The organism is Shewanella avicenniae, assembly GCF_017354945.1.
GTDB classification, from domain to species: domain Bacteria; phylum Pseudomonadota; class Gammaproteobacteria; order Enterobacterales; family Shewanellaceae; genus Shewanella; species Shewanella avicenniae.
Genome location: NZ_CP071503.1, coordinates 3,717,910 through 3,743,975, shown reverse-complemented (window position 1 = coordinate 3,743,975; position 26,066 = coordinate 3,717,910). Strand labels below are relative to the sequence as shown.

Annotated in this window: 27 protein-coding genes; 17 read left to right on the top strand and 10 right to left on the bottom strand. The window is 49.4% G+C overall.

Going from position 1 to position 26,066, the window contains the following annotated elements:
• The first annotated feature begins 42 nt into the window (after nt 1-42).
• On the top strand, nt 43-1,389 hold the full coding sequence (gene guaD, locus JYB87_RS16470; RefSeq protein ID WP_207354531.1) for a guanine deaminase: 1,347 nt from the start codon (nt 43-45) through the stop codon (nt 1,387-1,389).
• A 10-nt stretch (nt 1,390-1,399) separates the two neighbouring features.
• Here the strand turns inward: guaD and JYB87_RS16465 are convergent, their stop codons facing one another.
• Together JYB87_RS16465 and JYB87_RS16460 are read right to left on the bottom strand one after the other, a co-directional pair.
• Entirely contained in the window at nt 1,400-2,374 is a 975-nt protein-coding gene (locus JYB87_RS16465) for a GGDEF domain-containing protein (protein WP_207354530.1), read from the bottom strand.
• Between the two features lie 96 nt (nt 2,375-2,470).
• Complete coding sequence (locus JYB87_RS16460; protein WP_207354529.1) at nt 2,471-2,737, bottom strand: hypothetical protein; 267 nt, start codon at nt 2,735-2,737, stop codon at nt 2,471-2,473.
• Between the two features lie 301 nt (nt 2,738-3,038).
• Between JYB87_RS16460 and JYB87_RS16455 the strand changes: the two genes are divergently transcribed.
• The 3 genes from JYB87_RS16455 (at nt 3,039) to JYB87_RS16445 (ending at nt 4,441) form a co-directional block, all read left to right on the top strand.
• Nucleotides 3,039-3,581 carry a hypothetical protein gene (locus tag JYB87_RS16455; protein ID WP_207354528.1) on the top strand — a complete coding sequence of 181 codons (543 nt, stop codon included), beginning with the start codon at nt 3,039-3,041 and terminating at the stop codon, nt 3,579-3,581.
• Between the two features lie 105 nt (nt 3,582-3,686).
• Nucleotides 3,687-4,250, top strand: coding sequence for a sigma-70 family RNA polymerase sigma factor (locus JYB87_RS16450; protein WP_207354527.1), 564 nt, complete (start codon nt 3,687-3,689; stop codon nt 4,248-4,250).
• A 2-nt stretch (nt 4,251-4,252) separates the two neighbouring features.
• Entirely contained in the window at nt 4,253-4,441 is a 189-nt protein-coding gene (locus JYB87_RS16445; RefSeq protein ID WP_207354526.1) for a zf-HC2 domain-containing protein, read from the top strand.
• Between the two features lie 48 nt (nt 4,442-4,489).
• On the opposite strand, the gene JYB87_RS16440 is transcribed toward JYB87_RS16445, so the two are convergent.
• Nucleotides 4,490-5,164 (bottom strand): TorF family putative porin, encoded by a 675-nt coding sequence (locus tag JYB87_RS16440; protein ID WP_207354525.1) that lies wholly within the window; start codon nt 5,162-5,164, stop codon nt 4,490-4,492.
• A 293-nt stretch (nt 5,165-5,457) separates the two neighbouring features.
• On the opposite strand from JYB87_RS16440, the gene JYB87_RS16435 reads away from it, so the two are divergent.
• The 4 genes from JYB87_RS16435 (at nt 5,458) to JYB87_RS16420 (ending at nt 9,296) form a co-directional block, all read left to right on the top strand.
• Complete coding sequence (locus tag JYB87_RS16435; protein ID WP_228729893.1) at nt 5,458-7,338, top strand: methyl-accepting chemotaxis protein; 1,881 nt, start codon at nt 5,458-5,460, stop codon at nt 7,336-7,338.
• A gap of 320 nt (nt 7,339-7,658) precedes the next feature.
• The gene (locus tag JYB87_RS16430; protein WP_207354524.1) at nt 7,659-8,243 is read left to right on the top strand and encodes an ankyrin repeat domain-containing protein; all 585 of its coding nucleotides are present in this window, start codon (nt 7,659-7,661) and stop codon (nt 8,241-8,243) included.
• 16 nt (nt 8,244-8,259) lie between these two features.
• Nucleotides 8,260-8,712, top strand: coding sequence for an ankyrin repeat domain-containing protein (locus tag JYB87_RS16425; protein WP_207354523.1), 453 nt, complete (start codon nt 8,260-8,262; stop codon nt 8,710-8,712).
• Nucleotides 8,709-9,296, top strand: a complete 588-nt coding sequence (locus tag JYB87_RS16420) for a hypothetical protein (RefSeq protein ID WP_207354522.1) — start codon at nt 8,709-8,711, stop codon at nt 9,294-9,296. Before JYB87_RS16425 ends, JYB87_RS16420 begins: the two co-directional genes overlap by 4 nt.
• Nucleotides 9,297-9,520: 224 nt before the next feature.
• On the opposite strand, the gene fis is transcribed toward JYB87_RS16420, so the two are convergent.
• The 3 genes from fis to prmA all read right to left on the bottom strand — a co-directional run bounded on the left by fis (nt 9,521) and on the right by prmA (nt 11,846).
• On the bottom strand, nt 9,521-9,826 hold the full coding sequence (gene fis / locus JYB87_RS16415; RefSeq protein ID WP_207354521.1) for a DNA-binding transcriptional regulator Fis: 306 nt from the start codon (nt 9,824-9,826) through the stop codon (nt 9,521-9,523).
• A gap of 14 nt (nt 9,827-9,840) precedes the next feature.
• Complete coding sequence (dusB, locus tag JYB87_RS16410; RefSeq protein WP_207354520.1) at nt 9,841-10,812, bottom strand: tRNA dihydrouridine synthase DusB; 972 nt, start codon at nt 10,810-10,812, stop codon at nt 9,841-9,843.
• Nucleotides 10,813-10,958: 146 nt separating this feature from the next.
• Nucleotides 10,959-11,846 (bottom strand): 50S ribosomal protein L11 methyltransferase, encoded by an 888-nt coding sequence (gene prmA, locus JYB87_RS16405; RefSeq protein ID WP_207354519.1) that lies wholly within the window; start codon nt 11,844-11,846, stop codon nt 10,959-10,961.
• 372 nt (nt 11,847-12,218) lie between these two features.
• On the opposite strand from prmA, the gene JYB87_RS16400 reads away from it, so the two are divergent.
• From JYB87_RS16400 to JYB87_RS16380, 5 genes are all read left to right on the top strand, one after another.
• Entirely contained in the window at nt 12,219-12,944 is a 726-nt protein-coding gene (locus tag JYB87_RS16400; RefSeq protein WP_207354518.1) for a fumarate reductase cytochrome b subunit, read from the top strand.
• Nucleotides 12,945-13,149: 205 nt separating this feature from the next.
• Nucleotides 13,150-13,821 carry a fumarate reductase cytochrome b subunit gene (locus tag JYB87_RS16395; RefSeq protein ID WP_207354517.1) on the top strand — a complete coding sequence of 224 codons (672 nt, stop codon included), beginning with the start codon at nt 13,150-13,152 and terminating at the stop codon, nt 13,819-13,821.
• Nucleotides 13,822-13,900: 79 nt separating this feature from the next.
• Nucleotides 13,901-15,901: a fumarate reductase flavoprotein subunit gene (locus tag JYB87_RS16390; protein WP_207354516.1), complete on the top strand. Its 2,001-nt coding sequence runs from the start codon at nt 13,901-13,903 to the stop codon at nt 15,899-15,901.
• Nucleotides 15,898-16,644 (top strand): fumarate reductase iron-sulfur subunit, encoded by a 747-nt coding sequence (locus tag JYB87_RS16385; protein ID WP_207354515.1) that lies wholly within the window; start codon nt 15,898-15,900, stop codon nt 16,642-16,644. Before JYB87_RS16390 ends, JYB87_RS16385 begins: the two co-directional genes overlap by 4 nt.
• A gap of 198 nt (nt 16,645-16,842) precedes the next feature.
• A complete protein-coding gene (locus JYB87_RS16380; protein WP_207354514.1) occupies nt 16,843-17,178 on the top strand; it encodes an NAD(P)H-binding protein in 336 nt (111 codons plus the stop codon).
• A 62-nt stretch (nt 17,179-17,240) separates the two neighbouring features.
• On the opposite strand, the gene tnpA is transcribed toward JYB87_RS16380, so the two are convergent.
• A complete protein-coding gene (tnpA, locus tag JYB87_RS16375) occupies nt 17,241-17,657 on the bottom strand; it encodes an IS200/IS605 family transposase (protein ID WP_207354513.1) in 417 nt (138 codons plus the stop codon).
• A gap of 45 nt (nt 17,658-17,702) precedes the next feature.
• Here tnpA and JYB87_RS16370 point away from each other — a divergent pair, with 45 nt between their 5' ends.
• Together JYB87_RS16370 and JYB87_RS16365 are read left to right on the top strand one after the other, a co-directional pair.
• On the top strand, nt 17,703-18,908 hold the full coding sequence (locus JYB87_RS16370) for an RNA-guided endonuclease InsQ/TnpB family protein (protein ID WP_207354512.1): 1,206 nt from the start codon (nt 17,703-17,705) through the stop codon (nt 18,906-18,908).
• Nucleotides 18,909-18,955: 47 nt separating this feature from the next.
• Nucleotides 18,956-19,279, top strand: a complete 324-nt coding sequence (locus tag JYB87_RS16365; RefSeq protein WP_207354511.1) for an NAD(P)H-binding protein — start codon at nt 18,956-18,958, stop codon at nt 19,277-19,279.
• Here the strand turns inward: JYB87_RS16365 and JYB87_RS16360 are convergent.
• Nucleotides 19,276-19,773: a YbaK/prolyl-tRNA synthetase associated domain-containing protein gene (locus JYB87_RS16360; RefSeq protein ID WP_207354510.1), complete on the bottom strand. Its 498-nt coding sequence runs from the start codon at nt 19,771-19,773 to the stop codon at nt 19,276-19,278. The genes JYB87_RS16365 and JYB87_RS16360 overlap by 4 nt on opposite strands.
• Before the next feature lie 280 nt (nt 19,774-20,053).
• Here JYB87_RS16360 and JYB87_RS16355 point away from each other — a divergent pair, with 280 nt between their 5' ends.
• On the top strand, nt 20,054-22,456 hold the full coding sequence (locus JYB87_RS16355; RefSeq protein ID WP_207354509.1) for a TonB-dependent receptor plug domain-containing protein: 2,403 nt from the start codon (nt 20,054-20,056) through the stop codon (nt 22,454-22,456).
• Between the two features lie 72 nt (nt 22,457-22,528).
• Here the strand turns inward: JYB87_RS16355 and JYB87_RS16350 are convergent, their stop codons facing one another.
• On the bottom strand, nt 22,529-22,849 hold the full coding sequence (locus JYB87_RS16350; protein ID WP_207354508.1) for an AzlD family protein: 321 nt from the start codon (nt 22,847-22,849) through the stop codon (nt 22,529-22,531).
• Nucleotides 22,849-23,604, bottom strand: a complete 756-nt coding sequence (locus JYB87_RS16345; RefSeq protein ID WP_207354507.1) for an AzlC family ABC transporter permease — start codon at nt 23,602-23,604, stop codon at nt 22,849-22,851. The genes JYB87_RS16350 and JYB87_RS16345 overlap by 1 nt, the downstream gene beginning before the upstream one ends.
• Before the next feature lie 208 nt (nt 23,605-23,812).
• Here JYB87_RS16345 and uvrD point away from each other — a divergent pair, with 208 nt between their 5' ends.
• A complete protein-coding gene (gene uvrD / locus JYB87_RS16340; protein ID WP_207354506.1) occupies nt 23,813-25,981 on the top strand; it encodes a DNA helicase II in 2,169 nt (722 codons plus the stop codon).
• Nucleotides 25,982-26,066 lie beyond the last annotated feature (85 nt).

Sequence of the window (26,066 nt, the reverse complement as noted above, 5' to 3'; positions counted from 1 at the left end):
GTCAAAAACCATTGATATTTAGGTATTCAATGGAGTCTTGTTATGTCGATCCCTTCGATAGAGCCAGCTGTCGCCAGCGCTCGCCCTTTTGTTGAAAAACGCGCCATTCGCGCCAGTTTTCTGCACTTTATTGCCAACCCTGCCGAAGTGGCTAACCCGCAACACAGTTATCAATTTTTTGCTGATGGCTTGCTCGTGATTCACGATGGGCTGATTGCGGAATTGCGTGATTATCATGCCGAAGATGCTGAGCGTTACCCAGAGCTTGAAGACCGTTCTGGGCAACTGATCATGCCGGGGTTTGTAGATACTCACATCCACTACGCACAAACAGAGATGATTGCCGCTTATGGCGAGCAGTTGCTGGAGTGGCTTGATACCTACACCTTTCCCACTGAGCAACAATTTGCGGATAAAGATTACGCCAGCAAGATTGCTCAGTTTGTGATTAACGAACTGCTGAAAAACGGCACGACCTCAGCGCTGGTGTTTGGCACTGTGCATCCGCAATCGGTGGATGCGATTTTTGAGCAAGCCGCCGCGAGAAATATGCGTCTGATCGCCGGTAAGGTGATGATGGATCGCAATGCGCCGGAATATCTGCTCGATACCCCTGAGTCTGGTTACGCCGAAAGCAAGGCTTTAATTGAAAAGTGGCACAATCGTGACCGCTTGCAATACGCTATCACCCCAAGGTTTGCGCCGACGTCCACACCTGAGCAACTTAACATGGCCGGGCGGTTGAAGGCGGAATATCCCGACACATATGTGCAAACCCATGTTTCTGAAAACAAAAATGAAATCGAGTGGGCGAAGTCGCTGTTCCCTGAATGTCGTGGTTACTTTGATATCTATCAGCACTATGGCTTGACCGGAGCAAAATCGATTTTTTCCCACGCAATTCACCTGACCGATGAAGAGTGGCAAGCGTTTAGTGAGACCGACTCGGTAATCGCGTTTTGCCCCAGCTCCAATATGTTTTTAGGCAGCGGCTTATTTGCCTTAGAACGCGCAACCGCGGCCAAGGTGCGTGTTGGGCTTGGCACCGATGTTGGTGCAGGTACCAGTTTTTCGCCGCTGCAAACCTTGAGCGATGCCTACAAAGTGATGCAGCTGCGCGGGCAAAAACTCTCCGCCTTGGATGGTTTCTATCTCGCTACCTTGGGCGGCGCTCAAGCGTTAAGTTTGAGCGATAAAATTGGCACATTAGCGGTCGGCAGCGAAGCGGATTTGGTAGTCTTAGACTGGGCGGCAACCGAAGTGCAACGGCTGAGAATGCATAACAGTAATGGCCTAGAAGATCGCTTGTTTGCGTTGATGATGCTGGGGGATGATCGGAATATTGCCGCAACCTATGTGGCTGGGCGGTGCGTGTACAGCGCCAGCTAAAAAGCGCGGTTTAGATGCCGTTGGATGTTGAATCTGCTTGCAGATAGACCACGCCATTTTTGCCATTTTTCTTAACTTGGTACATGGCGTGATCGGCGCGTTGGTAGAGCGCGTTAAAGTCGGCGTGCGGCGTAGTAAATTCGCACACGCCAATACTAAACCCAATCTCTGCTAAGCCATTTTCTAGCTTTATCGGCTGGGTGCTGCACGCCAAGAGCTGAGTGGTTAATTGCTTGATCGTGCTGATATTACAGTAGCTGCAAAGCAGCACAAATTCATCGCCGCCCATGCGCGCCACCAAAGCGTTTGCAGGGGCTAACACGTTCAGCCATTCAGCCACTTGAATCAATACTTTGTCGCCAGCGTGATGACCAAACTGATCATTGACCTGCTTAAAGTTATCTAAATCGATAAACACCAACACCGCTTGCTGCTGTATTTCTGCCTGATTAAAAGCGCTGAATTCCTGCTCAAGTTTGGCGCGGTTAAGTAAGCCTGTGAGTGGATCTGTGCTGGCTAATTTGGCTAATGCTAATTCATAGCGCTTTTCTTGGGTGATATCGACATGGGTGCCCATCACCCGCAGTGGTGTGCCGTCCTCGCTGAACTCCACCACACGGCCGCGATCGGCTACCCAACTGTGACTGCCATTTTTATGCAGCATGCGATGCACTGCTTGATAGGAGCTGGCTTTGCCGTTGACCAAATCTTCAAAAGCGCCCACAGCTAGATCGTAATCGTCAGGGTGCAGGTGGCGCTTCCACGTATCAAAATGGGCGGCGAGTTCTTGTGGATGAAAGCCAAGCATTTGGCCCCATTCCATATTGAAAATGGTGAGCTGCCCAGTGGGCAAATGATGTTCCCATAAACATAAGCCAGTGCCGTCCAAGGCTGCATTAAGCTTTTCGCTCAGCCGAGCGTTTTCAAGCTTTAAGCGAGCATTCTCGTGCTCGAGCTGTTGCAGTTTCTTCAGGTGTTTGTCCATAACAGAGCGGGCTATATATGGGCTGAGAAATCGATGGGCAAACTATACCGCAGCCCGATGCAAGAAAACACCGCTAGGCCGGATGAATCGGTAAGTTCATCGATGTAGTTGCAGCGTGATGTCGCTAAACGGTGCCGTTTTTTGATCTTGCTGCTGCGTTTGCTGTGGTGAACACGACTGCTGGCACGGTTGTTGGCAATCTTGACAGCCACTGCGCTTGCTACAACACCATAAACATAAACGCCAAACGGCCTCTTTTGACTCACGGTCCAAGCATTGAATATCGGCGGCGCACAGCTCACCTGCTAACATCAATTGGGCAAGCTTAGTTTCACTGATCGATAACTTAATATTGCGTGACATGATAAGGCTCCTCGTCGCGGCAACGTTTAATATCAATATAAGTTAATGAGAATTATTATCAAATATGTGTTTTGAATTTTTGTTAGCCAGCGCAGCCGATTAACGGTCTTACCCCATTAAATTCCGTTAACTTGCGGCGCAACGCCGAGCGAAAACGTTATTATTGGGGAGTTAATAAAGGCTCTGGCCGCTAGACTCGCCTAACTCTACTGTCGCTGCGAACGCACGGGTGATTGTGCTGTAGGCTATACGCATGGGGTGAGCCGATAGCTTGGCCAACTGAATGTTTAAGGAGGGAATTTTGAACAAATTGCTGCAACTTAGTGTGGCCGTCATGGCGATGGTGTGGTCACTCGTGCTGCCGGTAAAAGCTGAGCCGTTGCTGCTCGATGCTGACGATGTTATTGCCATAACCCAACAGCTCGAACAACGGCCACTGGCCGCAGAAGCCCATGAGCTACGCCAGCAACTGTTTGAATGGACACGGGATAGCGATGCCGTGCTGATCAGCGTTTGCGATATTCTTGGCCCACTTCCTAGTCGGCAGGAGCTACCCTACGGCAAAGAGCTGCTGGTACAGTCATTTTTCGGCAATGCCGCGTTTCAGCTGCAACACCCGGACAGCAAACAAGATGTGTTTAAAACCCAAATGGCTGGGGTGAGCAGTATGCTGCGTGCTTACGCCAACATCATTAAAGAGGATGATGGAGCACATATCGCCGAATATGATCATTGGCTGACGTTGCTAAATGCCGGCACCTTGGCCAAAGCTTTGCGCGCTGATATCGCCAGTAAATGTATGCCAGATAGCAGCGATGCCAATCAGTTCGCTTATCGATTTTAAACACATCGGCGAGAAATTTTTGCAGTCGCCGTGTAAGAGATTAAGCATGCCAAGCGACTAAAGGCAGAAGACGCATGACAGTTAGCCACCAAAGAGACTCAACACGTGACCCAAGCATTGGATGAAGGTGAAATAGCCCAATTGCGTCAGCAGATGCTCAAGTTTGCCATGTTGCAGCTACGCGATGAGCATCTGGCCGAAGATGCTGTGCAGGAGGCGCTGATCGGCGCACTCAAAAATATCGATCGTTTTCAGCAGCGTGCTGCTGTGAAAACATGGGTATTTGGCATTCTCAAACACAAGATTGTGGATGTGCTGCGAGCGCGTAAACGCCAGTTAGATGTGAGCGAACTGGATGAACCGACTCAGATGGAGCAACTGATGTTTGATCGGCGCGAGCATTGGCAAGATGGCGAACAGCCACAAGCGTGGCATTGCCCATCGACCGAAGCGCTGTCTGATGATTTTTGGCAAGTATTTGAAACATGCCTTACCCACCTGCCCGAGGCGCAAGCGCGGTTATTTATGTTGCGTGAGTTTGTTGAGCTTGAGGCGGATGAGATTTGTCAGCTGCACAATGTCAGCCAAAGCAATCTATATGTGATGCTCTATCGTGCGCGTATTCGGCTACGTGAATGCTTAACTCACCACTGGTTTCAGGAGGCGTAAGTATGATCATCACCTGCAAAAAAGCCACCCAACTGTTATCTGAACAGCTCGAACGGCCATTGGGGTTTGGCGAAAAGGTCTCGTTAAAATGTCATCTGTTCGTGTGCCGCGGCTGTACCAACTTTGGTGAGCAAATGACGGTATTGCGAAAAATATCCCGCGAATATTCACACAAGCAAGGTGACGAGTAGTAACGTCACCCTAGTCATGAAATCCTGTACGGGCTGATTGTTTCAGCGTCAAAATGAAAAGCTTTTGGATACGCCAAACAGTAGCCGAGTATCACCAAAAGTCGACAAGGTTGTGCTGTGCACGCCCGCCGAGAGGTTAAAACCTTGCAGGGCGTAATTGCCGGTGACTTCCCAATGGATGTAGTAGTTTTTATCTTCCCACGCCCATTTTTCATTGTTTAGGGTTTGCGATCGATCAACCGCAAGATAAAGCGATGCGTTGTCAGTGATAGGTACGTTTTGTGCCAATTTAACAATAAAGTGACCTGCGCCAGTGCCAAAATAATCCCATGCATACCAAGTGGTTAAGGTGGTATCGCGATAGCTGATAGCGGCGTGAGTTTCAGCGTAATTCATCCCATCACTGCTCGGGTCACCCCAATAGGTGTACTTGGCTACACCAACATCTAGCGCCCAGTTGCTGCTGAGTGGCCGACTATAACCCGCATACACATCCACTTCGGCGTCCGCATCATACAGGTCAACATTGCCTAGCCATAATCCGCTATAAACCCCCGAATCATGACTCCAATCCAGAGCCCCTTGCAGCGCAGGATTCTTTTGAGTCAGGCTGATGCCGTTAAACAGGTAGTCGTTGTAACCACTGATACTCAGAGAGGTCGCAGCGACAGTGCTAAAAGGTAACCCTACCACCAACAGCAGCAAGGCCAACACTTTTCTCATGGCAAAACTCCTTGGACTTTGGGTGAACGTAATGGCGAACGACCTGCTGAAAGCTCGCGGTTACATGGGATTAATTTGCTAGCGACTTAAAAAATATAGCAACAGATTTGCTCAGGCGTGCGAGCAATTTCACCTTTAGTTGTCGATTTATCTCCATTGCTGTGGCTTAGCAAACAGCGGGTTGAAAAAAGTCCTGAATCGTCTGGGGTTGTAGTTTTTTTCTACTATTCTTGATGTTAGATGTTTTTCTGGCATTAGGGCGCGCTATGAAGGGATTAGGGTTAAAGAAATCTTTGTTGATTTCCATACTGTTGCTGGTGGCATTTTCAGTATCGATTGCGAGTTTAGTTTCCTATATCGAACAAAAGAGTACGTTGACTGATGCCATCATGCGCCAGAGCAAGATCTATGTAGAAAATCGCGCTGAAATTGCTGGCAGTTTGGTGAACGATAAAGTTCAGGCTATCAATAAGATTTCGCAGCAGTTTGCCAATCGTAGTTTGCAGGGTACGCCGGACGAGGTGGTTGAGAAGACCAAGTTTTTAGCCAATGCAGCTAATACTTCCAGTGCCGTCATCGCCTTTACTAATGGTGATGGTTATTGGAACCAACAGAGTGATAGTTGGCCAAACCACAAATATGCCGGTGATGTGACCCAACGACCATGGTTTAAAGAGGCGATGAGCGCCAGCGGCGTGGCGGTTTCAGAGCCCTATCAGGGCGGCAGCGATGGTATTTATTGGGTCACGATCGTTAACAAAGTGTCGGATGGCACTGTGTCCGTCGACATCGAACTCTCTTTTCTTAATCAGTTGGTAGAGCCAGCTAAAGATATGGTGGGAGCTGTCGGGTTAATCCTCAACAGCGATGGCACTGTATTGGCATCATCATCGCCAGCATTAAAAGCAGGACAAAAGGCCAGCAGTTTTGATTGGTTTGCTGAGTCGGCGCAAAAGGCGATTAACAGTGACTATCTGGTGCAAGATTATGTGCTCAACGGTGAAGATAAGTTGCTGTTCTCAAAAAAGATTAATGTTGGTAATAAAACTTGGGTCTATGCCATTGGCCTTAATAAAAACCTTATTTTTGCCGCTTTGAAAACTGCGCGTAATCAATCAATAATGCTAGCCATTGTTGCGACCAGTGTCAGCGTGTTAATTGCCTTTTTTCTGATCCAAATGTTGTATCGGCCGATTATTTCACTGCGCAATACCATTACTGATCTTTCCAGTGGTAACGGTGATTTGACCCAGCGCTTAGAGGTCACGACCCATGACGATATTGGTCAAATCTCCAAAGGGGTAAACGCGTTTATTACCAGCTTGCAGAAGATGATGCTGGAGGTGAAATCCGCCAGTGAAGAGCTTCAACGAAATATCACTAAGGTGCGCGAACAGTCAGCTGAAAACAGTGCGATCCTCGAACACCATGTCACCGAAACCGAGCAGATTGCCACTGCAGTGGAAGAGATGGATGCCACTGCCAATGCGATGGCGCTCGATGCGTCGCACACCGCCGAGATCACCGAACGTGCCAGTCGCACTGGCGATGAGTCGAAAAATATTGTCGAGCGTTCCAAGAATACGGTTTCTGCCTTGATCACCGATGTGCAAAACGCCTCTGGTGATGTACAGGCGATGAGTGAGCAAGTGAAAAGTATCAGCACCATTTTGAATGTGATTGGTGAGGTTGCCGAGCAAACCAACTTATTGGCGTTAAATGCAGCTATTGAAGCAGCCCGAGCCGGAGAACAAGGACGTGGCTTTGCGGTGGTTGCCGATGAAGTACGTTTACTTGCAAGCCGCACCACCGCCAGTACCCAAGAGATTGCCCAAGCCATTGAAGTGCTGCTAAATCGCTGTAGCAAAGTAGAGAAATCGATGGCTGAAACCCGTCAACGATGTGAAGAAACTGCCGCAGGTTCGCAGAATGTGGTGAGTAGTTTGGATACCTTGACTGACTTCGTGAATGAAATTAATGGCTTAAGTGGCCAAATTGCCACCGCCGCAGAGGAACAAAGCTGCGTCACCAAAGATGTGAGTAAGAATATGACCGCCATCAGCGACATTGTGATTAGCCTTAACCGCCACGGTGAAAAGGCATTACATGGTGCAGAAGAAATCGACCAGATCAACCGTAAGCTGGTCGCGATCGTGAATCGGTTTAAGATTTAGCACTGTCGCAGGTTCGAAAGCCACTTCATTCGAAGTGGCTTTTTTGTTTCATTATTTTGTCTAGATACTTGTAGATAATACGTGGCAAAATCAATCTGTTACTCTGGTAATAGTTCGCTCAAAATCATGCATAAACAAGGATATGTTGAGCCCTTTATCATCTGCCAATGCTTAGTTTAAAACGGATCACACATTGAATATGAACCCACTAGCACGACTGTTTATCAATAAACTACAAGGCAAGCGTTGTTGCAATAGCAAAGGAGAGCAGATGCTTAATCTGTCTGAGATCGCATTTGTGGATCAGGAGGCATCAATCAGTGACTAATGCATTATGGCAGGCCGTTGAGGCAGGTGATAAACCTGCCGTACAACAGATACTTGCTTCTCATCCAGAGCTTGTGAACACCGTATTTGAGCAATGCGATAAAACGCCATTTGAGTTGGCATTGAGCCATGGTTTTACTTCTTTAGCAGAGGTCATTATCAGTACCAGCGGCTTTGATGTTAATCATTCTGGCCATAATCCTTTGCGTGTGTCGATCGATTTGGGTTTTGTTGCTATTGCAGAACAATTGCTGACTTTAGGTGCAAACACTAACTACCGTCCAAAGCAAATGAGTAGTGCCCTATTGCTGTGCTTGGATAACGAATATTTTTCGTTGGCAGAGCTGATGGTTGCGAAAGGGGCTGAAGTTGATATCCGCAACCATAAGGGATGGACACCGTTAATATGGGCCGCCATGAAAGGGCGTATTGCAGCCGTTGAATTTCTGCTAAAGCATGGCGCGTCAGTGAACGTTTGTAACAACGATGGTTGGAACGCGGTAACGGGCGCCTTTTTCAAACAGCGTATTGAGGTTGTTGATAAGTTATTAGTTGCTGGAGCGGTTTTTAGCGATTGAGAAGGGGGATCAACGCATGGTGAAGACTTTGGTTAACGCCGGAGCGAATGTGAATGCGAGGGCTAAAAACTCTTTACCAGCGATAGCGATGCTGGCTTCTAATGGTATGAATGAATTGATTTCGCTATTTATTGAAAAAGGCGCCGATGTGAACCTGCAAAGTAGTGGTGGCAGGACGGCGGTATACTTTGCGGCTTCATATAATCAAGCCGTTACAATAAAACTGCTGTTTGAAAATGGTGCGTCGCTAGACGTTTGCGACCAGGAAAGCCATTCAGCACTCATTGTTGCTGCACAACACGGATACTTAGAAACTGCCTCGATGCTGGTGGAGCTTGGAGCCAATACTGAGCTCCAAAACAAACATGGCAAGACTGCGCACGATATAGCGTCGAGTAAAGCGCCTTTGCACGGAGATTCCAGCTTTAAGGGGATTGCTCGACTTCTAAAAGGAACGCGCCAACAATGATTGGACAACATGCCGTATTTGATGCGGTAAGGCGAGGTTACCATGAGCTAGAGCTGGCCAGCAATGGCGAGATTATGGCTTACTTTAATGATATAGAGCCTGACGTGATGGTCGGCCATGTGAGCAATATCAAAGGCATTTTGTTTGAGCAAGAAGTTGTTAAGGCGCTCAATGAACAAGGAATGGATGCCATTTTATTTGAGGCAACCAATCATCCAATTTTAGACATTGCGTTGATGGATGATGATGAGATAGCCGCTGAAGTCCAATTAAAAGCGACGGACAGTGTTAGCTATATAAATGAGACCTTAGCTGAAAATCCAGACACGGCCATTATTGTTACTAGTGAGGTTGCCGATCACCTTGATAGCGCTATGGTGATTGACTCTGGCTTGGATAATGAAGCGTTAACCGAGGCCGTGGTTAACGCTTTATCTGATACAGCAATCCACAGTATTGGCGATGACATGATAAGTGATGCAGTAAGTGATGGATTAGCGGATGTCGTAGGGGAATCATTATTACCCATCCCTATTACGCCGATAGGCATCATTGCTGCGTTGTTAGGTATCCCGTTTTTGTAGCTCTTTTGCAAGACAGAATTGTGTCGAGTAATGCGTCAAAGTTGTTGGCAATGATATGAGTTTTTGTGTGGCGTAACCGTAGTGAATGCTAACCGACAGCAAAACAGTAATGTGATTCTCACCACTAGATTTTCTTTTTCGGGTACATATAAAGGTACATAAAAAGCAAAAGGCCTTTCTCGTTAAAGAAAGGCCTTTTTATTTCAATACGTTATGAACTTAGATTAGTTCATTCCGTACTTTTTCAATTTTTTACGCAGAGTGCCGCGGTTAATGCCCAGCATGTTTGCTGCGCGAGTTTGGTTACCACGGGTGTGTTGCATGATGATATCAAGCAGTGGCGCTTCTACTTCGCAAAGTACCATTTCGTATACTTCTTGCGCTTCTTGACCATCTAACTGGCTGAAGAAGTTGCTGACAGCGCGTTTTACTGCGTCACGCAACAGTTGAGGCTTGATAGTGCCGTTAGCGGTTTCGATTTTGCCTACGGTAAGCTGATGAGCTTCTGTGTGAGTTGTCTGATCAAACATTCGTATTCTGCTCTTTAATTATCTAAAACACATTCATCAAAAAATCGTTCCACCATGGAACATTGTTCAGCAGCGCTTTCCAGCTGGTTGAAGTCAGCACGGAATTGACGCTGTTCATCCTGGTCCAGGTACCAACCTATATGTTTTCTGGCGATACGAACGCCTTTAAGTTCGCCATACAAACCATAGAGTTTGGTTAGATGCTCCAGCATCACTTGACGCTTTTCAGCACTCCCCACGGGTTCCAGTTTGTTACCGGTGTCCAGGTAATGCTGGATTTCACGAAAAATCCAGGGTCTTCCCTGTGCGCCTCGTCCAATCATCAGGGCATCGGCACCGGTGTAGTCCAGCACAAAGCGGGCTTGCTCCGGTGTGGTGATATCCCCATTGGCCACCACAGGAATCGACACATTTTGTTTGATTGCTTTGATGGTGTCGTACTCGGCATTACCTTTGTACATGCATTGTCGCGTGCGGCCGTGAACCGCCAGTGAAGCAATACCACTCTCTTCAGCAATTTGGGCTATTTGAACACCATTCCTGTGCTCAGGGTCCCAGCCCGTGCGAATTTTCAGCGTAACGGGTACATCTACTGCAGCAACCACGGCATCCAGAATCTGTTTGACCAGTGCTGGGGATTGCAGCAACGCTGAACCTGCTAGCTTTTTATTCACTTTTTTCGCGGGGCAGCCCATGTTGATGTCGATGATTTGCGCGCCTTGCTCCACATTGTAGCGGGCGGCCCAAGCCATCTCCTTCGGATCTGCTCCGGCAATTTGTACTGAGCGTATGCCTTCCTCACCCGAATGCGCCATGCGCAACCGGCTTTTGTCGGTGTCCCAAATATCGGGGTTGGCCAACATCATTTCTGATACGGCTAAGGCGGCGCCATAACGTAAACAGAGATTGCGGAAGGGCTGATCAGTGACACCTGCCATTGGTGCCACGATCAGCTGATTGTTCAGTTGATATGGGCCAATTTGCATGTCGCGGTTTCACCTCGCTCTTCAAAGGGGCGCTATAGTACGACTTTTTATCGGCCATGGAAAGGTTAAAAAATCACCTGAGAGTAAACTTTTTTTCTTGACTTTTAAAAGCGACGAACGCAGTAATGGCGCGCCTTGGCGGCCTATTACTGCGTTTTACGCCGTCCTGTCAAGCGGCTCCAGTCTTCTTTGTGAGCAGCTGCATCCATCTCAAACCACTGGCTGTAAATAGAACGTAATTCTTCTGCTTGTTCATTTAACAAACCAGATAACGCCAGTACACCATTTGGTTTCACTAACGCAGCAATTAACGGTGCCAGTTCGCGCAGTGGGCCAGCAAGAATGTTGGCCACTAGGACATCGGCTTGAATACCTTCAGGCTGATCTTCTGGTAAATAGAGGGATAACTTGTCTTCTACGCCGTTACGACGGGCATTTTCTCTCGATGCATCGATCGCTTGATAGTCAATGTCGATGCCGGTGGCATGTGGCGCGCCAAGTTTCAGCGCGGCAACCGCCAAAATGCCAGAGCCGCAGCCGAAATCGATCACTTGCTTACCAGCAAGATCTAGGCTGTCGAGCCATTCCATACATAGTGCGGTGGTTGGGTGAGTACCGGTGCCAAATGCTAAACCTGGGTCGAGCAGTACGTTAACCGCATCCGGCTCCGGGGCTTCGCGCCAGCTTGGGCAAACCCACAAACGATTGCCGAATTTAATTGGGTGGAAGTTATCCATCCATTCACGCACCCAGTCTTTGTCTTCGACTTGTTCAATTTTGTAGTCGGTGTCGCTGCTCATATAAGGCAGTGCTTTGAGTTCGGCGATCACTGGATCGAGATCGTCTGCCGCGTCAAACAGTGCAATCACTGTGGTGCTGTCCCACAGCGGCGTTTCACCGAGCTTAGGTTCAAAGATGGGCGTATCAAAGCTATCTTCAAAGGTGATAGACACGCTGCCCAGCTCCATCAGCACGTCACTCAGTGCTTCGGCATGTTCTTTATTACTGTTCAGGCGTAGTTGGATCCACGGCATAGGTTTTCTCTTTTTTGGTCCGGCGGCGCGGTGGCCACAATCAAAGTGGCGCTATTTTAGTGCAAGGCGGCTATTTACTGCCAGTTGAACTGCAGCTGTTGATGTAACCATCTTTCTATTTATAGAACAGTAGCGGCTATTTCTGTGAAATTCTCTTACCTTTTTGTTTGAGGGTTACAGCTAACTGACTGAATTGAAGTGGTTAATTGGTATGACCTATGTTGTTTTTTAAATGAATAATGTGATCTCTAAATATCTAAGAACACTTTTTTGTTGAACATGATCACAAAGGTAAATTTAGCCGTTTGGAATTTAACCGCTTTTGGATATGTTGAAATGCTCGCTAAATTAACTTAAGTAACTTTTGAAATCATGTTAACTAAATATCAGATTGGTGGGCGTTGGCTGGGCTATCCTCAAAGCTATCAGTGGTCAGCTATGGCTGATCGTCTGCAGAGTGCTTCAGGGGTCATGCTTGGGTTATTTTTACTGTTACATCTGCATTTCGAATCGTCGATTCTATTCGGAAAAGAAGCATTCTATCGCGTCGTGCAAGTGCTAGAAGGGGGCTTGTTTACCCAGTCTGGTCATGGCATTGCGATAGTCACTCAGATGTTTTCGCTGTTTATGCTGTTAGTGCTGATGGTGCATGCTGCCACCGCACTGCGTCGTTTCCCGGTGCAATTGGGGCAATGGCGGGCACTGCGTAATCATCTTCATCTCATCAACCATCAAGACAGTAAGCTGTGGTTTTGGCAGATGCTCACCGGCTTTTTACTGTTCTTTTTGGCCTCTATGCACTTGGTCACCATGATCACCGATCCTGAAATCGGTCCGAATTTGTCAGCGTGGCGCGTTTATCACGCCAATGCTTGGGTGCTGTATGCCCTGCTGCTGCCTGCGGTGGTGATCCACGCCATGATTGGTTTGTACCGTGTGGCCGTTAAGTGGGGCATTACCACCAAACGGTCTGGGCTTCGCAAAGTCGCGAAAGTATTGATTGTGTACTTTTTATGCCTAGGTGGTGCCAGCTTGGTGACCTATCTGATGATGGGCAGCGAACTAAGCGTACCCGTACAGCCTTACGTGCCTCATTAATACTACATCGAACACCGCTGCGTTTTAGCGTACTGACGCTGAGCGCAGCAAGTTTGCTTGCATTGTTATTAATTTAGTTGGCGGTTAATTATTCGCCTTCAGGTTGATCTATCTCAGTTTTTTAAATGAATTTGTGAGCGATATTACCTTTCGTAGCTAAGACTTAATGAGATGACTCACAAAGCTAAAGCGCGAGGCGAAAACAATGACAATCAAACCTAGTGTTAGAAAATTGAGTGCGTGGATGGATTTAAGCCAGAGTTTATCCGGGGTGATTCTGGCGGTGTTTCTGTGGACACATTTAGTCTTAGTGTCGTCGATATTGCTGGGTGGCGATGCCATGGAATGGGTGGCGCGCAACATGGAGTTGAGCTTCCTCTCCAGCGATGGTCACGGTTATCCGTGGGTGGTGACCTGTATTGTTATCAGTATTGCGGCAATCGCATTGGTGCATGTCGTGGTAGCACTGCAAAAGTTACCCATGAGTTTGCGCCAGCAACGTGCGCTGCAGCAGCAGATGCAAGTGATCAACCACGGTGATACCCGTTTGTGGCGTTGGCAAGCGATTACGGGGGTGGTGATCCTGCTGTTGTTACCCGTGCATCTATGGTTGATCGGTTCATCGCCAGAAACCATCGGCCCGCAAGGCAGTGCCGACCGGATTTGGAACCAAGGCGTGTGGATGGTGTATCTGCCGTTGTTATTGATGGTGGAACTGCATGCGGCCATCGGTATTTACCGAGTGGCATTGAAGTGGGGCGCGGCGCGCGATCTGAATAGTCGCAGCCGATTACGCAAGATTAAAACAATTGTAAGTGTGGCTTTTGTTACCGTTGGGGTGGCGTCGTTACTGGCATTTATCCCCCATGCGAGTTGAGCTAACAATAAATAACAATAATGAGTTATCCCAAGAAAATGAACCAGAAATTGACAGCAGTAGCCGTTAAGGAGCAGGCGTGAAACTGATTTATACCGATTCATTAGTGGTTGGTGCCGGCTTAGCGGGCCTGAGGGTGGCAATTGCCTCTAAAGAGCGTGGGCTTGATACCTTAGTGTTGTCGCTGATCCCTGCTAAACGTTCTCACTCCGCTGCGGCGCAAGGGGGCATGCAGGCAAGTCTCGGCAACACCACCAAAGGTGATGGCGATAACGAAGACGTGCACTTTCAAGATACCGTAAAAGGTTCAGATTGGGGATGTGACCAAACCGTCGCGCGTATGTTCGCTCACTGCGCACCTAAAGCGGTGCGGCAGATGGCGAATTGGGGAGTGCCTTGGACCCGTGTGACCGCGGGGCCAAGAGAAGTAGTAGTGAACGCGGAGCGGGTCACCATTGAAGAAGCCAAAGAAGCGCACGGCCTGATAAACGCCCGTGACTTTGGCGGCACCAAAAAATGGCGCACCTGTTATACCGCCGACGGTACTGGTCACTCACTCTTGTATGCCGTCGATAACAAAGCGATTTCGCTGGATATTCCGGTACACGAACGGGTAGAAGCGCTGAAGATTATTCATGATGGTAAACGCTGTCATGGGGTGATTGCTCGCTGTCTCATCACCGGTGAACTGCGTGCTTATATCGCTAAATCTACCACCATTGCGACCGGTGGATATGGCCGGATTTATGAAGTGTCGACTAACGCCATCATCTGCGAAGGTGTTGGCCAAGCGCTGGCGCTGGAAACCGGCGTAGCGACCTTGGGCAATATGGAAGCGGTGCAGTTCCACCCAACGGCGATTGTGCCAGTGGGCATTTTGACCACTGAAGGCTGCCGCGGTGACGGTGGTTTGCTGCGTGATTGCAACGGCCATCGTTTTATGCCGGATTATGAGCCAGAGAAGAAAGAGCTGGCCTCGCGTGACGTGGTATCTCGCCGCATGACCGAACATATGCGCAAAGGTTTTGGGGTTGATAGCCCCTATGGCCCGCATTTGTGGCTGGATATCACCCTGTTGGGGCGCAAGCATATTGAAACCAACCTGCGTGAAGTGAAAGAGATCTGCGAAAACTTCTTAGGCATCGATCCGGCTGATGAGTGGATCCCTGTCCGGCCAACCCAGCACTATTCGATGGGTGGTATTCGCACCAAACCTACAGGTGAGAGCCCACAGCTGCAAGGCCTGTTTAGCGTAGGTGAAGCGGCCTGTTGGGACATGCATGGCTTTAACCGTTTGGGTGGTAACTCGCTGGCGGAAACCGTGGTCGCTGGGATGATCATCGGCAGCTATGTGGCGGATTTCTGTGAGCAGCAAGATCTGGTGGTCGATACTCAGTTAGTCAGCAAATTCAGCAATGAACTGCAACACGAAATCGACGAGCTGTGCAGCGGTGGCGACGGGGAAAACGCCTTCACTCTGAAAGCTCAGATGCAACGGTTGATGATGGACTATGTCGGCATCTTCCGTAACGGCCCGGAATTAGAAGTGGCGGTCACTGAGCTAAAAGAGCTGTTGGTGCGTTCACGTAATATCAAACTCAAATGCACCAAGCGCCATGCGAACCCTGAATTAGTCGAGGCGTTGCGTGTACGACGCATGATCAAAGTGGCATTGACCGTTGCTTGTGGAGCCTTGGCGCGCACTGAAAGCCGCGGTGCCCATGCTCGGGAAGACTATCCACAACGCAACGATAAAGAATGGCTGAGCCGTACCTTGGCAAGCTGGCCAAACAGCGAAGATCTGACCCCAACGTTGAGCTATGAAATGCTTGACGTGATGCAGATGGAGCTGCCGCCAGGCTATCGTGGTTATGGTGCAGATAATGCGATTGCCCACCCTGACACCGCAAAACGTCAGGATGAAATCGCCACCATTATTGCGGGGCTTGGCGATGATGCCAGCCGTGAACAGCTGCAACAAGCCATTATGCCGTTTGAGTTGCCGGAGCATTTACGCCCAGCCAACCAAAGATTTCATGACCAAACAAAAAGTACTTCTAAAGGCGGAAAAAATTCATGAGCCATAGCCGTATCCTGACATTTAATATTTTTCGTTATGATCCGCAGCAGCCCGGTGATAAGCCGTCAATGAAGTCGTATCAGTTGGAAGAAACGCCGGGCATGACCGTGTTTATTGCGCTGAATCGTTTGCGTGCTGAGCAAGATCCTTCGTTGCAGTTTGACTTCGTCTGCCGTGCCGGCATTTGTGGCAGCTGCGCCATGGTGATCAACGGTTTTCCAACCTTGGCTTGTCGCACTCTGACGGCTAAATATCCCGACGGCATGATTACCCTGATGCCGTTGCCGGGCTTTGAGCTGATTGGTGACTTATCGGTGAACACCGGCAAGTTTATGCGCGAATTGGCCGAGCGGTTGAAGCTGTGGCTGCATCCTGATGAAACCGGCAACGATATTCACCGCATTGAAAAGCCGATGGATCCAGAAGAAGCCGCCAAACTCTACGAGTTAGAGCGTTGCGTCGAGTGCGGTGTCTGTGTATCCGCCTGTGCCACGGCGCAGATGCGCGATACCTTCGTTGGTGCGGTGGGGATGATGAAAATCGCCCGCTTTGAGCTGGATAGTCGAGATGCGCGCAGCGCGGAAGATTTTTACCATGTGATTGGTACTCAAGATGGTGTGTTTGGCTGTATGACGCTGCTGGGTTGCCAAGATAATTGCCCGAAAGATCTGCCGCATATGCAGCAGATTGCCTATCTGCGCCGCAAGATGGCGGGGACTTTGATTACCATCTCTAAAGCGTAATTTTACTGTTTCAACAAGCGGTTATCGTATTTTTTGCGGTAGCCGTTTTTTTATGCGCTGCATTAAGTGACGTGCTCATCTTGGCTATGTACAGCCGAGGTTAGCGTGGCTGTGATAGCCTTATTAACGTTAAATAAATTCACTCAATAACTTGTGCGGTAACTGAAAGATTCGCACAAGGCGGTATGAGGAGGTTGTATGAAACGGATATTTATTGTCGGCGGGAACGGCAAAATCGCCCGTCATCTGGCGCCAAGACTGGTTCAGCAGGGCGATGTGCCAGTCAGTTTGTATCGGCAGTTGGCGCAAGAAGCTGACTTGAAAGCCTTAGGAGCTACGCCAATCTTTGGCGATCTGCAAACGCTCAGTCCTGAGTCGCTGGCCGAGCTGATGCATGATTGTGACGTCGTGGTGTTTTCGGCGGGCGCGGGCGGTAAAGGCGGTGTAGAAACCACTACCGCCATCGACGGTGTTGGCTTAGAAAAGTCGGTGGAAGCTGCCAAACTGGCTGGCATCTCCCGATTTATCGGGTAGCGCGGAAAACCTCGCCGTTCAGGGCGAGGATGAATAGCGCAACGGCGAAGCCGTTCTGAAGGCTACGCCGGAGTTTGTTGCTGCTCAATATACTGCCGGATGATCTCAATTGGCGCACCACCACAACTGCCCGCAAAATAACTGGGAGACCAAAGCGCCCCGCCCCAAAGTTTCATTTTGATCGAAGGGTAATTCTTTTTTCGGATCATCCGGCTCGAAACGCCTTTCAAACTATTCACCAATACAGATACCGCCACTTTGGGCGGATAATTCACCAGTAAATGCACATGATCATCCTCACCATCGAACTCAACCAACTCTGATTCAAAATCAAGACAGACCTTTTCAAAAAAGATTTTTAGATCATCCAGCACTTCTTTGGTAAAGACGTTGCGGCGGTATTTTGTCACAAAGACCAAATGGACATGCATTTTAAAAACACAATGTCTACCATGTCTTAAATCACTTTTAATTTCCATGGACCAATCTATAATTGAGTTGTATTGACACAGTATGAGCAAGCCATGCAACGACTGCAAGCCTACAAATTCGAACTGATCGTCACTGGAGAACAACAGCGCCAGATGCGCCGTTTTTCCGGTGCCTGCCGGTTTGTCTATAACAAGGCGCTGGCGTTGCAAAAAGAGCGGCATGAACAGGGTGAAAAGAAACTCTCCGCTTTTGAATTGAACAACCTGTTACCACAATGGAAGGCAGTGCCAGAAACACAATGGCTGTCTGACTCACCTTCTCAAACACTGCAACAGTCGCTGAAAGATTTAGATCGGGCGTACAAAAACTTCTTTGCCAAACGTGCTGATTTTCCCCGTTTCAAAAAGAAAGGTTCAGGTGATAGTTTCCGTTACCCGCAGGGCATCAAGCTGGAGCAGGGAAATAATCGTATATTTCTGCCCAAAATCGGCTGGTGCCGTTACCGTAACAGTCGGATGGTAGAAGGTAATATTAAAAACGTCACGGTCAGTCAGTCGTGCGGCAAATGGTTTGCTGCTATTCAGACTGAACGTGACGCTGCTATTCCTCCACCTAGTGGCGATATGATAGGTATTGATGTGGGTATTGCTCGGTTCGCCACCTTGTCTGACGGTTCATTCTATGAACCACGCAACAGCTTCAAAACGCTGGAAAGCGCCTTGCGTAAAACGCAGCAGGCCATGAGCCGCAAGGTAAAATTCAGCAACAACTGGAAAAAGGCTAAAGCTAAAGTCCAGCGTGTCCATGCAAAAATCGGCAACAGCCGCCGTGACTACCTGCATAAAACTTCAAGCGACATTAGCAAAAACCACGCGATAGTCTGTATTGAAGATTTGCAGGTCAAAAACATGTCAAAATCAGCGTCAGGAACCGCAGAGCAACAGGGTCGGAATGTCAGAGCAAAGTCAGGACTGAATAAAGTCATCCTCGATCAAGGCTGGTTTGAGTTTCGTCGCCAGCTCGATTACAAGCTGGCATGGAATGGCGGCCACCTGATCGCCGTTCCGCCGAAAAACACCAGCCAGACATGCCCATGCTGTGGTCATATATCGAAAGATAACCGTATGACTCAAGCCCGCTTTGCCTGTGTGGAATGTGGCTTTGAAGAGAATGCCGATGTGGTCGGCGCGATCAACGTATTAAGGGCGGGACACGCCCGATTAGCCTGTGAAGTGAGTGGTGCAACAATGCCGCCAGCAGCAGGAACCCACCGAAGCGAGTCAGGCGTTTACGCTTAACCGCAGTAGGAATCCTCGTCGTTTACGGCGAGGAGGATGTCAATTTGGTGTCGGCGTTTCCAGAGGCTGGCCGAGGTCGCGTAGTCTCGGACACTTTTGAGCACTACATGAAAGTGAAAAAGGCGGCAGACGTTTACTTAGTTAACAGTGGCTTAGATTGGCTGATTGTGCGGCCAGGCACATTGACTGATGCTGCTGCAACCGCGCGAATTAATGCCGGATTTGCAATCAGTTATGGTACTGTGTCGCGCGATAACGTGGCGGCAACGCTGGCCTATTTGGTCGCGCACGATAACCTCAGCCAAGTGATTATCGAGCTGACAGACGGTGACCACAGCATTGAACAAGCGTTGGCTCCGTTGGCGCGTTAGTCGGTGCTTGAACGAATAAAATCAACCAATTCGGGTTGGGCGATACGACGGTAATCGTCGGTCGCCAAAATGATTGAACGCTCTAAGCTGCCGGCATTAAACGCGATTTCCTCATAGCGGCTAAACAGCTGCGGCGCCGCCACCAAGGTTAAGGCAGGATGTAGGCTAAAGGGGGGAATGGCGCCAGCGACACAGCCGGTGAGTTCTGTCATTTCTGCCGGGCTGGCGAGCGAAGCTTTTCTGGCACCAAAGTGACTCGCCAATTTGGCTAAATCTGCTTGGGCATCGCCCGGTAAAATGGCCAACACATGGCGTTTAACCCCGTTACCTTTGAGGTGTGTCAGCAGTGCTTTTGCGCCTTGCCCCAGCTCAGTACCGCGCAGTTGTGCCACCATTTCACAGCGCCCAGCACTTGGGTGTTCGACTACCCGAAAGCGCGCATTATGTTCGCTAAGGTGTTGATAAATTGTTTGAAATACGTTCGAGTTTAACATTTGCTGCCAGCAGTCTTGGTCACTTTTCAGTTGCTGTTCCAATGTGCCAGAGCTGCGCAGTAGGTGCAAGTGACTGATAAGCCTAATTAATCAGTTAAATAACTCATCCCTGTTATACCCAATTTGAATTTTCTATCACAAATTTGAATAAATTGGTTATAAACGGCGATGGTAAGATGCGCGCAATTTGTTGATGTAGAACGAGCACTCTCTTCTCCATTCTTTTGATTTTTCTTTAATTTTATCCGATTAGTTGCACATTCATTAAGGTTTTAAACTCATGAAACGCATTTCGATTATCGCTCTGGCTGTTGCTGGCCAATGGGCTGCACCTGCCGTTTACGCCGCAGACGCTGCAGCAAACAGCAACATGGAAAAAATTTCGGTGGTGGGTTCGCGTATTGCGATGCGTACTGCCACAGACAGCGTTGCGCCGGTGGATATCATCACCGCTGAACAGCTGGAAGCCACTGGTTTGACTGAAACTGCCCGTGCACTGCAATTTGCTGCGCCGAGCTATAGTTTTCCATTTTCTGCGGTAACCGACGGTTCTGACGCGGTTCGCCCTGCCAACCTGCGTGGTCTGTCGCCTGATCATACTTTGGTGCTGGTCAACGGTAAGCGTTACCACAGTTCAGCACTTGTGCATTTGTCAGGTACTGTGGGTAAAGGTGCGTCAAACGTTGACTTGAACACCATCCCAATGGCGGCTATCAAACGCATTGAAATCCTGCGTGATGGCGCGGCGGCACAGTATGGTTCGGATGCGATTGCTGGCGTGATCAACGTGGTACTGAAAGACAACCGCGACGGCGGCATGGTGACCACTCAATTGGGCCAAACCTATGAGGGTGACGGCGAACAGTGGCGCATTGGTGCCAACAAAGGTTTGAGCTGGAGTGAAGATGGCTATGTGAACATCTCGCTGGAAGCACAACACAAAAACAAAACCAACCGTGCAGGTCTTGATCCTCGCGATCAATATCCTCGATTGGCCGACGGCAGTCGCGATCCACGTGAAGCGACATTTGATCGCCAAAACTTCCACGTCGGTGATGCGGAATACGACAACCTAGCGCTGTTTGCCAACGGTGCGCAGTACTTCGGTGAAAACAAATTCTATTTCAATGGTGGTATCAGCGACCGTGAAACCCACTCCGGTGCCTTTTATCGCCGCGCGTTGCAAGACAACAACGTACCGGAAATCTACCCAGACGGTTATTTGCCGATTCTGGCGCCACGCATCAAAGACTACTCAGCCTTGGTTGGTTACGAGTTTGACTTGGGTAAATGGCACGTCGATAGCTCCGCTGGTTACGGTAAAAACAGCTTCCAATACCGCGTAGAAGATTCATTGAACGCCTCTTATGGCCCAGACAGCCAAACCAGCTTTGATGCCGGTACCCTGTCGACTGATGAAATCGATTTGACTATTGATGCTTCACGTTATTTTGCCTTCTATAACCAATCCGACATCATGTTGGCGGTAGGTGCAGCATGGCGCCAAAACGGCTACGAAATTGAAGCTGGTGAAGAAGCGTCATATGCGAACGGCGGTTACCAAAACAAACCTGCAGGCAGCCAAGGTTTTGGTGGCTTTACCCCAGAATCTGAAGTGGACGAAAGCCGTCACAACACCGCTGTTTACGCTGAACTTGAAAACCAATTGAGCGAAGCTATCTATTGGTCTGCCGCGCTGCGTTATGAAGACTATTCCGACTTCGGTGACAAAATTAGCTGGAAACTGGCGGGTCGTTACGACTTCAACGACAACTTCGCAATTCGCGCTACAGCCAACACCGGTTTCCGTGCGCCAAGCGTGCAACAACTGTACTTTACTAACATCTCGACCCTGTTTAATCCAGACCCAACCACGGGGCAACTGGTGCCAACCGAGTCAGGTACGTTCAACAACTTGTCGCCTGTAACTCAAGCTCTGCAAGTGGGCAAACTGCGCCCTGAAGAGTCTACCTCGTTCAGTTTGGGCTTTGTTTACACCGGCGATAACGGTTTAACCATCACGCTGGATAGCTACCAGATTGATATTGATGATCGCATCGTGTTGTCGAGCTCACTGCGTGCCAGCGACTCTGATGTAGTCGGTGCGGCATTGGCGGGCACTAACGCTGAATCGGCGCGCTTCTTTATCAACGCGGTAGATACTCGTACCCGCGGCGTTGACTTAGTCGTGGCACAACAGTTTGACTTGGGTAGCCTTGGTGAGTTGAAAGCGAACATCGCTTACGCATACAACAACACTGATATTCAAGACATTCATTTGCCAGAAATTTTGGACGACTTGCAAGGCAAGCTGTTTGATAACATTGAGCAAGTGCGTATGACGGAAGCCACCTCACATCACACCGGTAGCCTTGGTTTGACTCACCACTTGGGTGACTTCACCACCAGCCTGCGTGCCAGCTATTTTGGCCCTTACACTATTTCGTACAGCAGCACTGGTGATAAAGAATATGAAGGCAAAACCACGGTTGATTTGTCTGTGGCCTATGCCGCAACGGATACTCTGACCTTTACAGTGGGTGCGCAAAACCTGTTTGACACCTACCCAGAGAAACGTCCGTCAAACAACAACTACAACGGTATCTTCCAGTACCCACTGACCAACACCCCATTTGGGTTTAATGGTGGCTACTACTACGCAGAAGCGACTTACCGTTTCTAAGTTTGTTGGGAAATCCTGAGTCCTTGGCCGCTCCTTGAGCGGCCTTTTTATGCTGGGTTGTAAGTGAGATAATTACCCCAACCAGTGCCGTAGTAGTCCGGTGGCAACAATCGCAATGATCACCGTTGGTAACAGCGAGAAGCGCAGCATGGCAACAAAGGTGATGGCAACCGCGATGATATCGGTGATGTGACCCGAGAAGATCACTGGCGCGATGACCGATATCAGCACGCAGCCGGGTACCACTTCCATCACGCGCTCTAAACGCGGATTAAGGCTGCGATTACGTAACGCTAAGTAGCCGATAATTCGGGTTAGATAAGTGGTGATGCCCATGGCTAAAATGGTCAGCACTGCTAAGTGTTGCATGACCAAATTTTCTAATGGATTCATCAGCGTTTCCCCCAGAACAGTGCAGCGACAATGCCTGCCAGTGTGCCACCTGCCACATACCAAGCGCCCGGCAATAGATGATACAAAATGCCCGCCACTATAAGACTGACAAACCACGGCCAACATAAGGTGATGCCACGCCACATGCCTTTGAGTAACACCAAAAATACCGCGGTAAACGCCATATCAAAGCCGTATTGTTCCACGTCGCCAATCAGCGGCCCTACCGCGGCGCCGATGCCAGTAAATAGCACCCAAGTGCTGTACAAACACAGCGCAACACCAAGATAAAACGGCACACTCAAGCGCATTGTTTTACGCTTTTGGCAGTCAGTAATGCCGATGGCCCAGGCTTCATCGCACATTAAAAACAGCAGCGGCAACGCCTGCTTTTTACTGAGGTGGCGCATAAACGGCATAAAAGCCGCGCCCATAATGATGTGGCGACTATTGACCAAAAAGGTCATGGCGACAATCAACAGCAGATGCGGTGGCGAGGTCCACAAACTGATGGCAGTAAACTCCGAGCCACCGGCAAAGTTCACCCCAGTCATCAGCGGTACTTGCAGCACGGTAAAGCCTTTTTGCACCGCTTGCGCGCCGAGGACCAAGGCAAACGGCACAAACCCGAGCGTCATCGGCAGCGAGGTTTTCATACCACGCCAAAATTCACTTTTATTGCTGGCGCTATCTTGGGGGCAATCTTGGCCATGGCCGGAAGCGGGTGCCGGCGAACTGAGGTTGGGTGTACTCATCGAAGTGTATAGATGCTGATACAGGTGACTTTTAGGAAAGCTTGATATTGCCAGCCGTGCCAGCGATGTAAAGCCTAAAGTTGAAATTATCGCCGTGATATTAGCGATCAAGCAGCTGCGGGCGGGTTCAGCTCGGCGCCATTGAATCTTCGTCAACCTCCTAGGGCTTTCCTGCTATAATGCCGCCTCGATTTTGACGGAGGCAACGATGGACGTATCTTCTTTACTTGATGGCCTAAATGAGAAACAGCGCGAGGCAGTTGGTGCGCCGCTCTCCAGCATGTTGGTGCTGGCGGGGGCCGGCTCAGGCAAAACGCGGGTGTTAACTCATCGTATTGCATGGCTGATGCAGGTAGAGAACCAAAGTCCGTACTCGATTTTGGCGGTAACTTTTACCAACAAAGCCGCGCGCGAGATGCGCGAGCGGGTAGAGAAAGTGGTCGGCCACAACATGAGCCGGATGTGGATTGGTACGTTCCACGGCTTAGCGCACCGCTTGCTGCGCACCCATTGGCAGGACGCCAACCTACCGCAAAACTTCCAAATTTTGGATGGCGACGACCAATACCGGCTGATCAAACGCATCCTTAAAAGCCTTAATCTGGATGAAAAACACTATCCGCCGCGGATGGTGCAAAACTATATCTGCACTCAAAAAGATGAAGGCTTTCGCCCGAAAGATATCGAAGCGGGGCCGTTTCCGTTAGAGCAAAAGTTAAAAGAGGTGTATCAGGTTTACCAAGAGGCGTGCGACCGCGCTGGGTTGGTGGACTTCTCCGAAATTCTGCTGCGTGCTTATGAGTTGTGGTTATACAAGCCGCTGATTTTGCAGCACTACCGTGACCGCTTTCAGCATATTTTGGTGGACGAGTTTCAAGATACCAACACTATTCAGTACAAGTGGATTCAAGTACTAGCGGGCACTACTGCCCATGTGATGATCGTCGGTGATGATGACCAGTCGATTTACGGCTGGCGCGGCGCGCAGGTAGAAAACCTGCACAAATTCCTGAGAGATTTCCCCGGTGCTGAGACGATTCGGTTGGAGCAAAACTACCGCTCCACTGGCAACATTTTGAAAGCTGCCAACGAGCTGATCGCCAACAACCCCGGCCGTTTGGGTAAAGATCTGTGGACTCAAGATGCCGATGGCGAACCGATCGCCGTTTACAGTGCCTTTAACGAACTCGATGAAGCGCGCTTTATTGTCGGCCGAATTAGCGACTGGCAAGACATGGGCAATGATCTTAGCGATTGTGCCATTTTGTATCGTTCTAACGCGCAATCGCGGGTATTAGAAGAAGCCTTATTACACAAAGGCTTGCCCTACAAAATCTACGGTGGTTTGCGCTTCTTCGAGCGGCAAGAGATTAAAGATGCCATGGGCTATCTGCGCTTGATGGCCAATCATGATGATGATGCCGCATTTGAGCGGGTGGTAAATACGCCCACTCGCGGCATTGGCGATCGCACTTTGGAAATTCTGCGAACGACGGCACGGCAGCACGGCATTACGCTGTGGCAAACCGCATTGCAGGCGCTCGATAAAAAACTGCTCAGTGGCCGCGCCGCAACCGCGGTGCAAAACTTTCTCGATCTGGTTGTGACCATGGCGCGCGAAACGGAAGAGATGGCGCTGTATCGCATGGTGGACCATGTGTCGCAAGCCTCTGGCCTTAAGACCATGTACGAGCAGGAAAAGGGCGAGAAAGCACAAAGCCGGGTAGAAAACTTAGAAGAGTTAGTGACTGCCGCGCGTACCTTTGAAGTGCCAGAAGAGCTGCTCGATATGGGCGAGTTGAACGCATTTTTATCCCACGCCGCGTTGGAAGCGGGCGAAGGCCAAGCCGATGCCAACGCTGACGCAGTCCAGTTGATGACCTTGCACACTGCCAAAGGCTTGGAGTTCCCGGTAGTGTTTATGGCGGGGGTAGAAGAGGGCTTGTTTCCAAGTCAGTTGACGCTGGAAGAGGGCGATCGCTTAGAGGAAGAACGGCGCTTGTGTTACGTGGGCATGACCCGAGCGATGCAGCAGTTGTATATCACTTATGCCGAATCACGGCGGATTTATGGCCGTGAAAACTATTCACGCCCATCGCGTTTTATTAAAGAACTGCCGCCAGAATGTATTCGCGAAGTGCGCTTAAAAGCCCAAGTCAGTACACCAGCGTTCAGTACCCGTTTTAGCCAATCAAGCAACACTCAAACCGGTGATAGTGGCTTTAGACATGGTGCCAGAGTGCGTCACTTCAAGTTTGGCGAAGGAACTGTGGTCAATAGTGAGGGCACTGGCGCACAATCGCGGGTACAGGTGAATTTTGACGACTTCGGCAGTAAATGGTTGGTGGTGGCCTATGCTAAGTTGGAGTCTGTGTAGCGCAGCCAGCATGCTATTGTTGCGAGAACACTATTGACGTATCGATTAATAAAATCGGTAATATCTTCTTAAAAATTTGATGCTA

Bases quoted from the DNA above. Each gene is read 5' to 3' on its own strand.
- JYB87_RS16400 (WP_207354518.1), top strand. From the start codon at position 12,219: ATGTTAACTAAATATCAGATTGGTGGGCGTTGGCTGGGCTATCCTCAA.
- JYB87_RS16465 (WP_207354530.1), bottom strand. From the start codon at position 2,374: ATGGACAAACACCTGAAGAAACTGCAACAGCTCGAGCACGAGAATGCT.
- tnpA (WP_207354513.1), bottom strand. From the start codon at position 17,657: ATGGAAATTAAAAGTGATTTAAGACATGGTAGACATTGTGTTTTTAAA.
- JYB87_RS16420 (WP_207354522.1), top strand. From the start codon at position 8,709: ATGATTGGACAACATGCCGTATTTGATGCGGTAAGGCGAGGTTACCAT.
- JYB87_RS16350 (WP_207354508.1), bottom strand. From the start codon at position 22,849: ATGAATCCATTAGAAAATTTGGTCATGCAACACTTAGCAGTGCTGACC.
- JYB87_RS16355 (WP_207354509.1), top strand. From the start codon at position 20,054: ATGAAACGCATTTCGATTATCGCTCTGGCTGTTGCTGGCCAATGGGCT.
- JYB87_RS16425 (WP_207354523.1), top strand. From the start codon at position 8,260: ATGGTGAAGACTTTGGTTAACGCCGGAGCGAATGTGAATGCGAGGGCT.
- JYB87_RS16460 (WP_207354529.1), bottom strand. From the start codon at position 2,737: ATGTCACGCAATATTAAGTTATCGATCAGTGAAACTAAGCTTGCCCAA.
- JYB87_RS16360 (WP_207354510.1), bottom strand. From the start codon at position 19,773: ATGTTAAACTCGAACGTATTTCAAACAATTTATCAACACCTTAGCGAA.
- fis (WP_207354521.1), bottom strand. From the start codon at position 9,826: ATGTTTGATCAGACAACTCACACAGAAGCTCATCAGCTTACCGTAGGC.
- JYB87_RS16395 (WP_207354517.1), top strand. From the start codon at position 13,150: ATGACAATCAAACCTAGTGTTAGAAAATTGAGTGCGTGGATGGATTTA.
- JYB87_RS16445 (WP_207354526.1), top strand. From the start codon at position 4,253: ATGATCATCACCTGCAAAAAAGCCACCCAACTGTTATCTGAACAGCTC.
- JYB87_RS16345 (WP_207354507.1), bottom strand. From the start codon at position 23,604: ATGAGTACACCCAACCTCAGTTCGCCGGCACCCGCTTCCGGCCATGGC.
- dusB (WP_207354520.1), bottom strand. From the start codon at position 10,812: ATGCAAATTGGCCCATATCAACTGAACAATCAGCTGATCGTGGCACCA.
- JYB87_RS16385 (WP_207354515.1), top strand. From the start codon at position 15,898: ATGAGCCATAGCCGTATCCTGACATTTAATATTTTTCGTTATGATCCG.
- JYB87_RS16440 (WP_207354525.1), bottom strand. From the start codon at position 5,164: ATGAGAAAAGTGTTGGCCTTGCTGCTGTTGGTGGTAGGGTTACCTTTT.
- guaD (WP_207354531.1), top strand. From the start codon at position 43: ATGTCGATCCCTTCGATAGAGCCAGCTGTCGCCAGCGCTCGCCCTTTT.
- uvrD (WP_207354506.1), top strand. From the start codon at position 23,813: ATGGACGTATCTTCTTTACTTGATGGCCTAAATGAGAAACAGCGCGAG.
- JYB87_RS16370 (WP_207354512.1), top strand. From the start codon at position 17,703: ATGCAACGACTGCAAGCCTACAAATTCGAACTGATCGTCACTGGAGAA.
- prmA (WP_207354519.1), bottom strand. From the start codon at position 11,846: ATGCCGTGGATCCAACTACGCCTGAACAGTAATAAAGAACATGCCGAA.
- JYB87_RS16380 (WP_207354514.1), top strand. From the start codon at position 16,843: ATGAAACGGATATTTATTGTCGGCGGGAACGGCAAAATCGCCCGTCAT.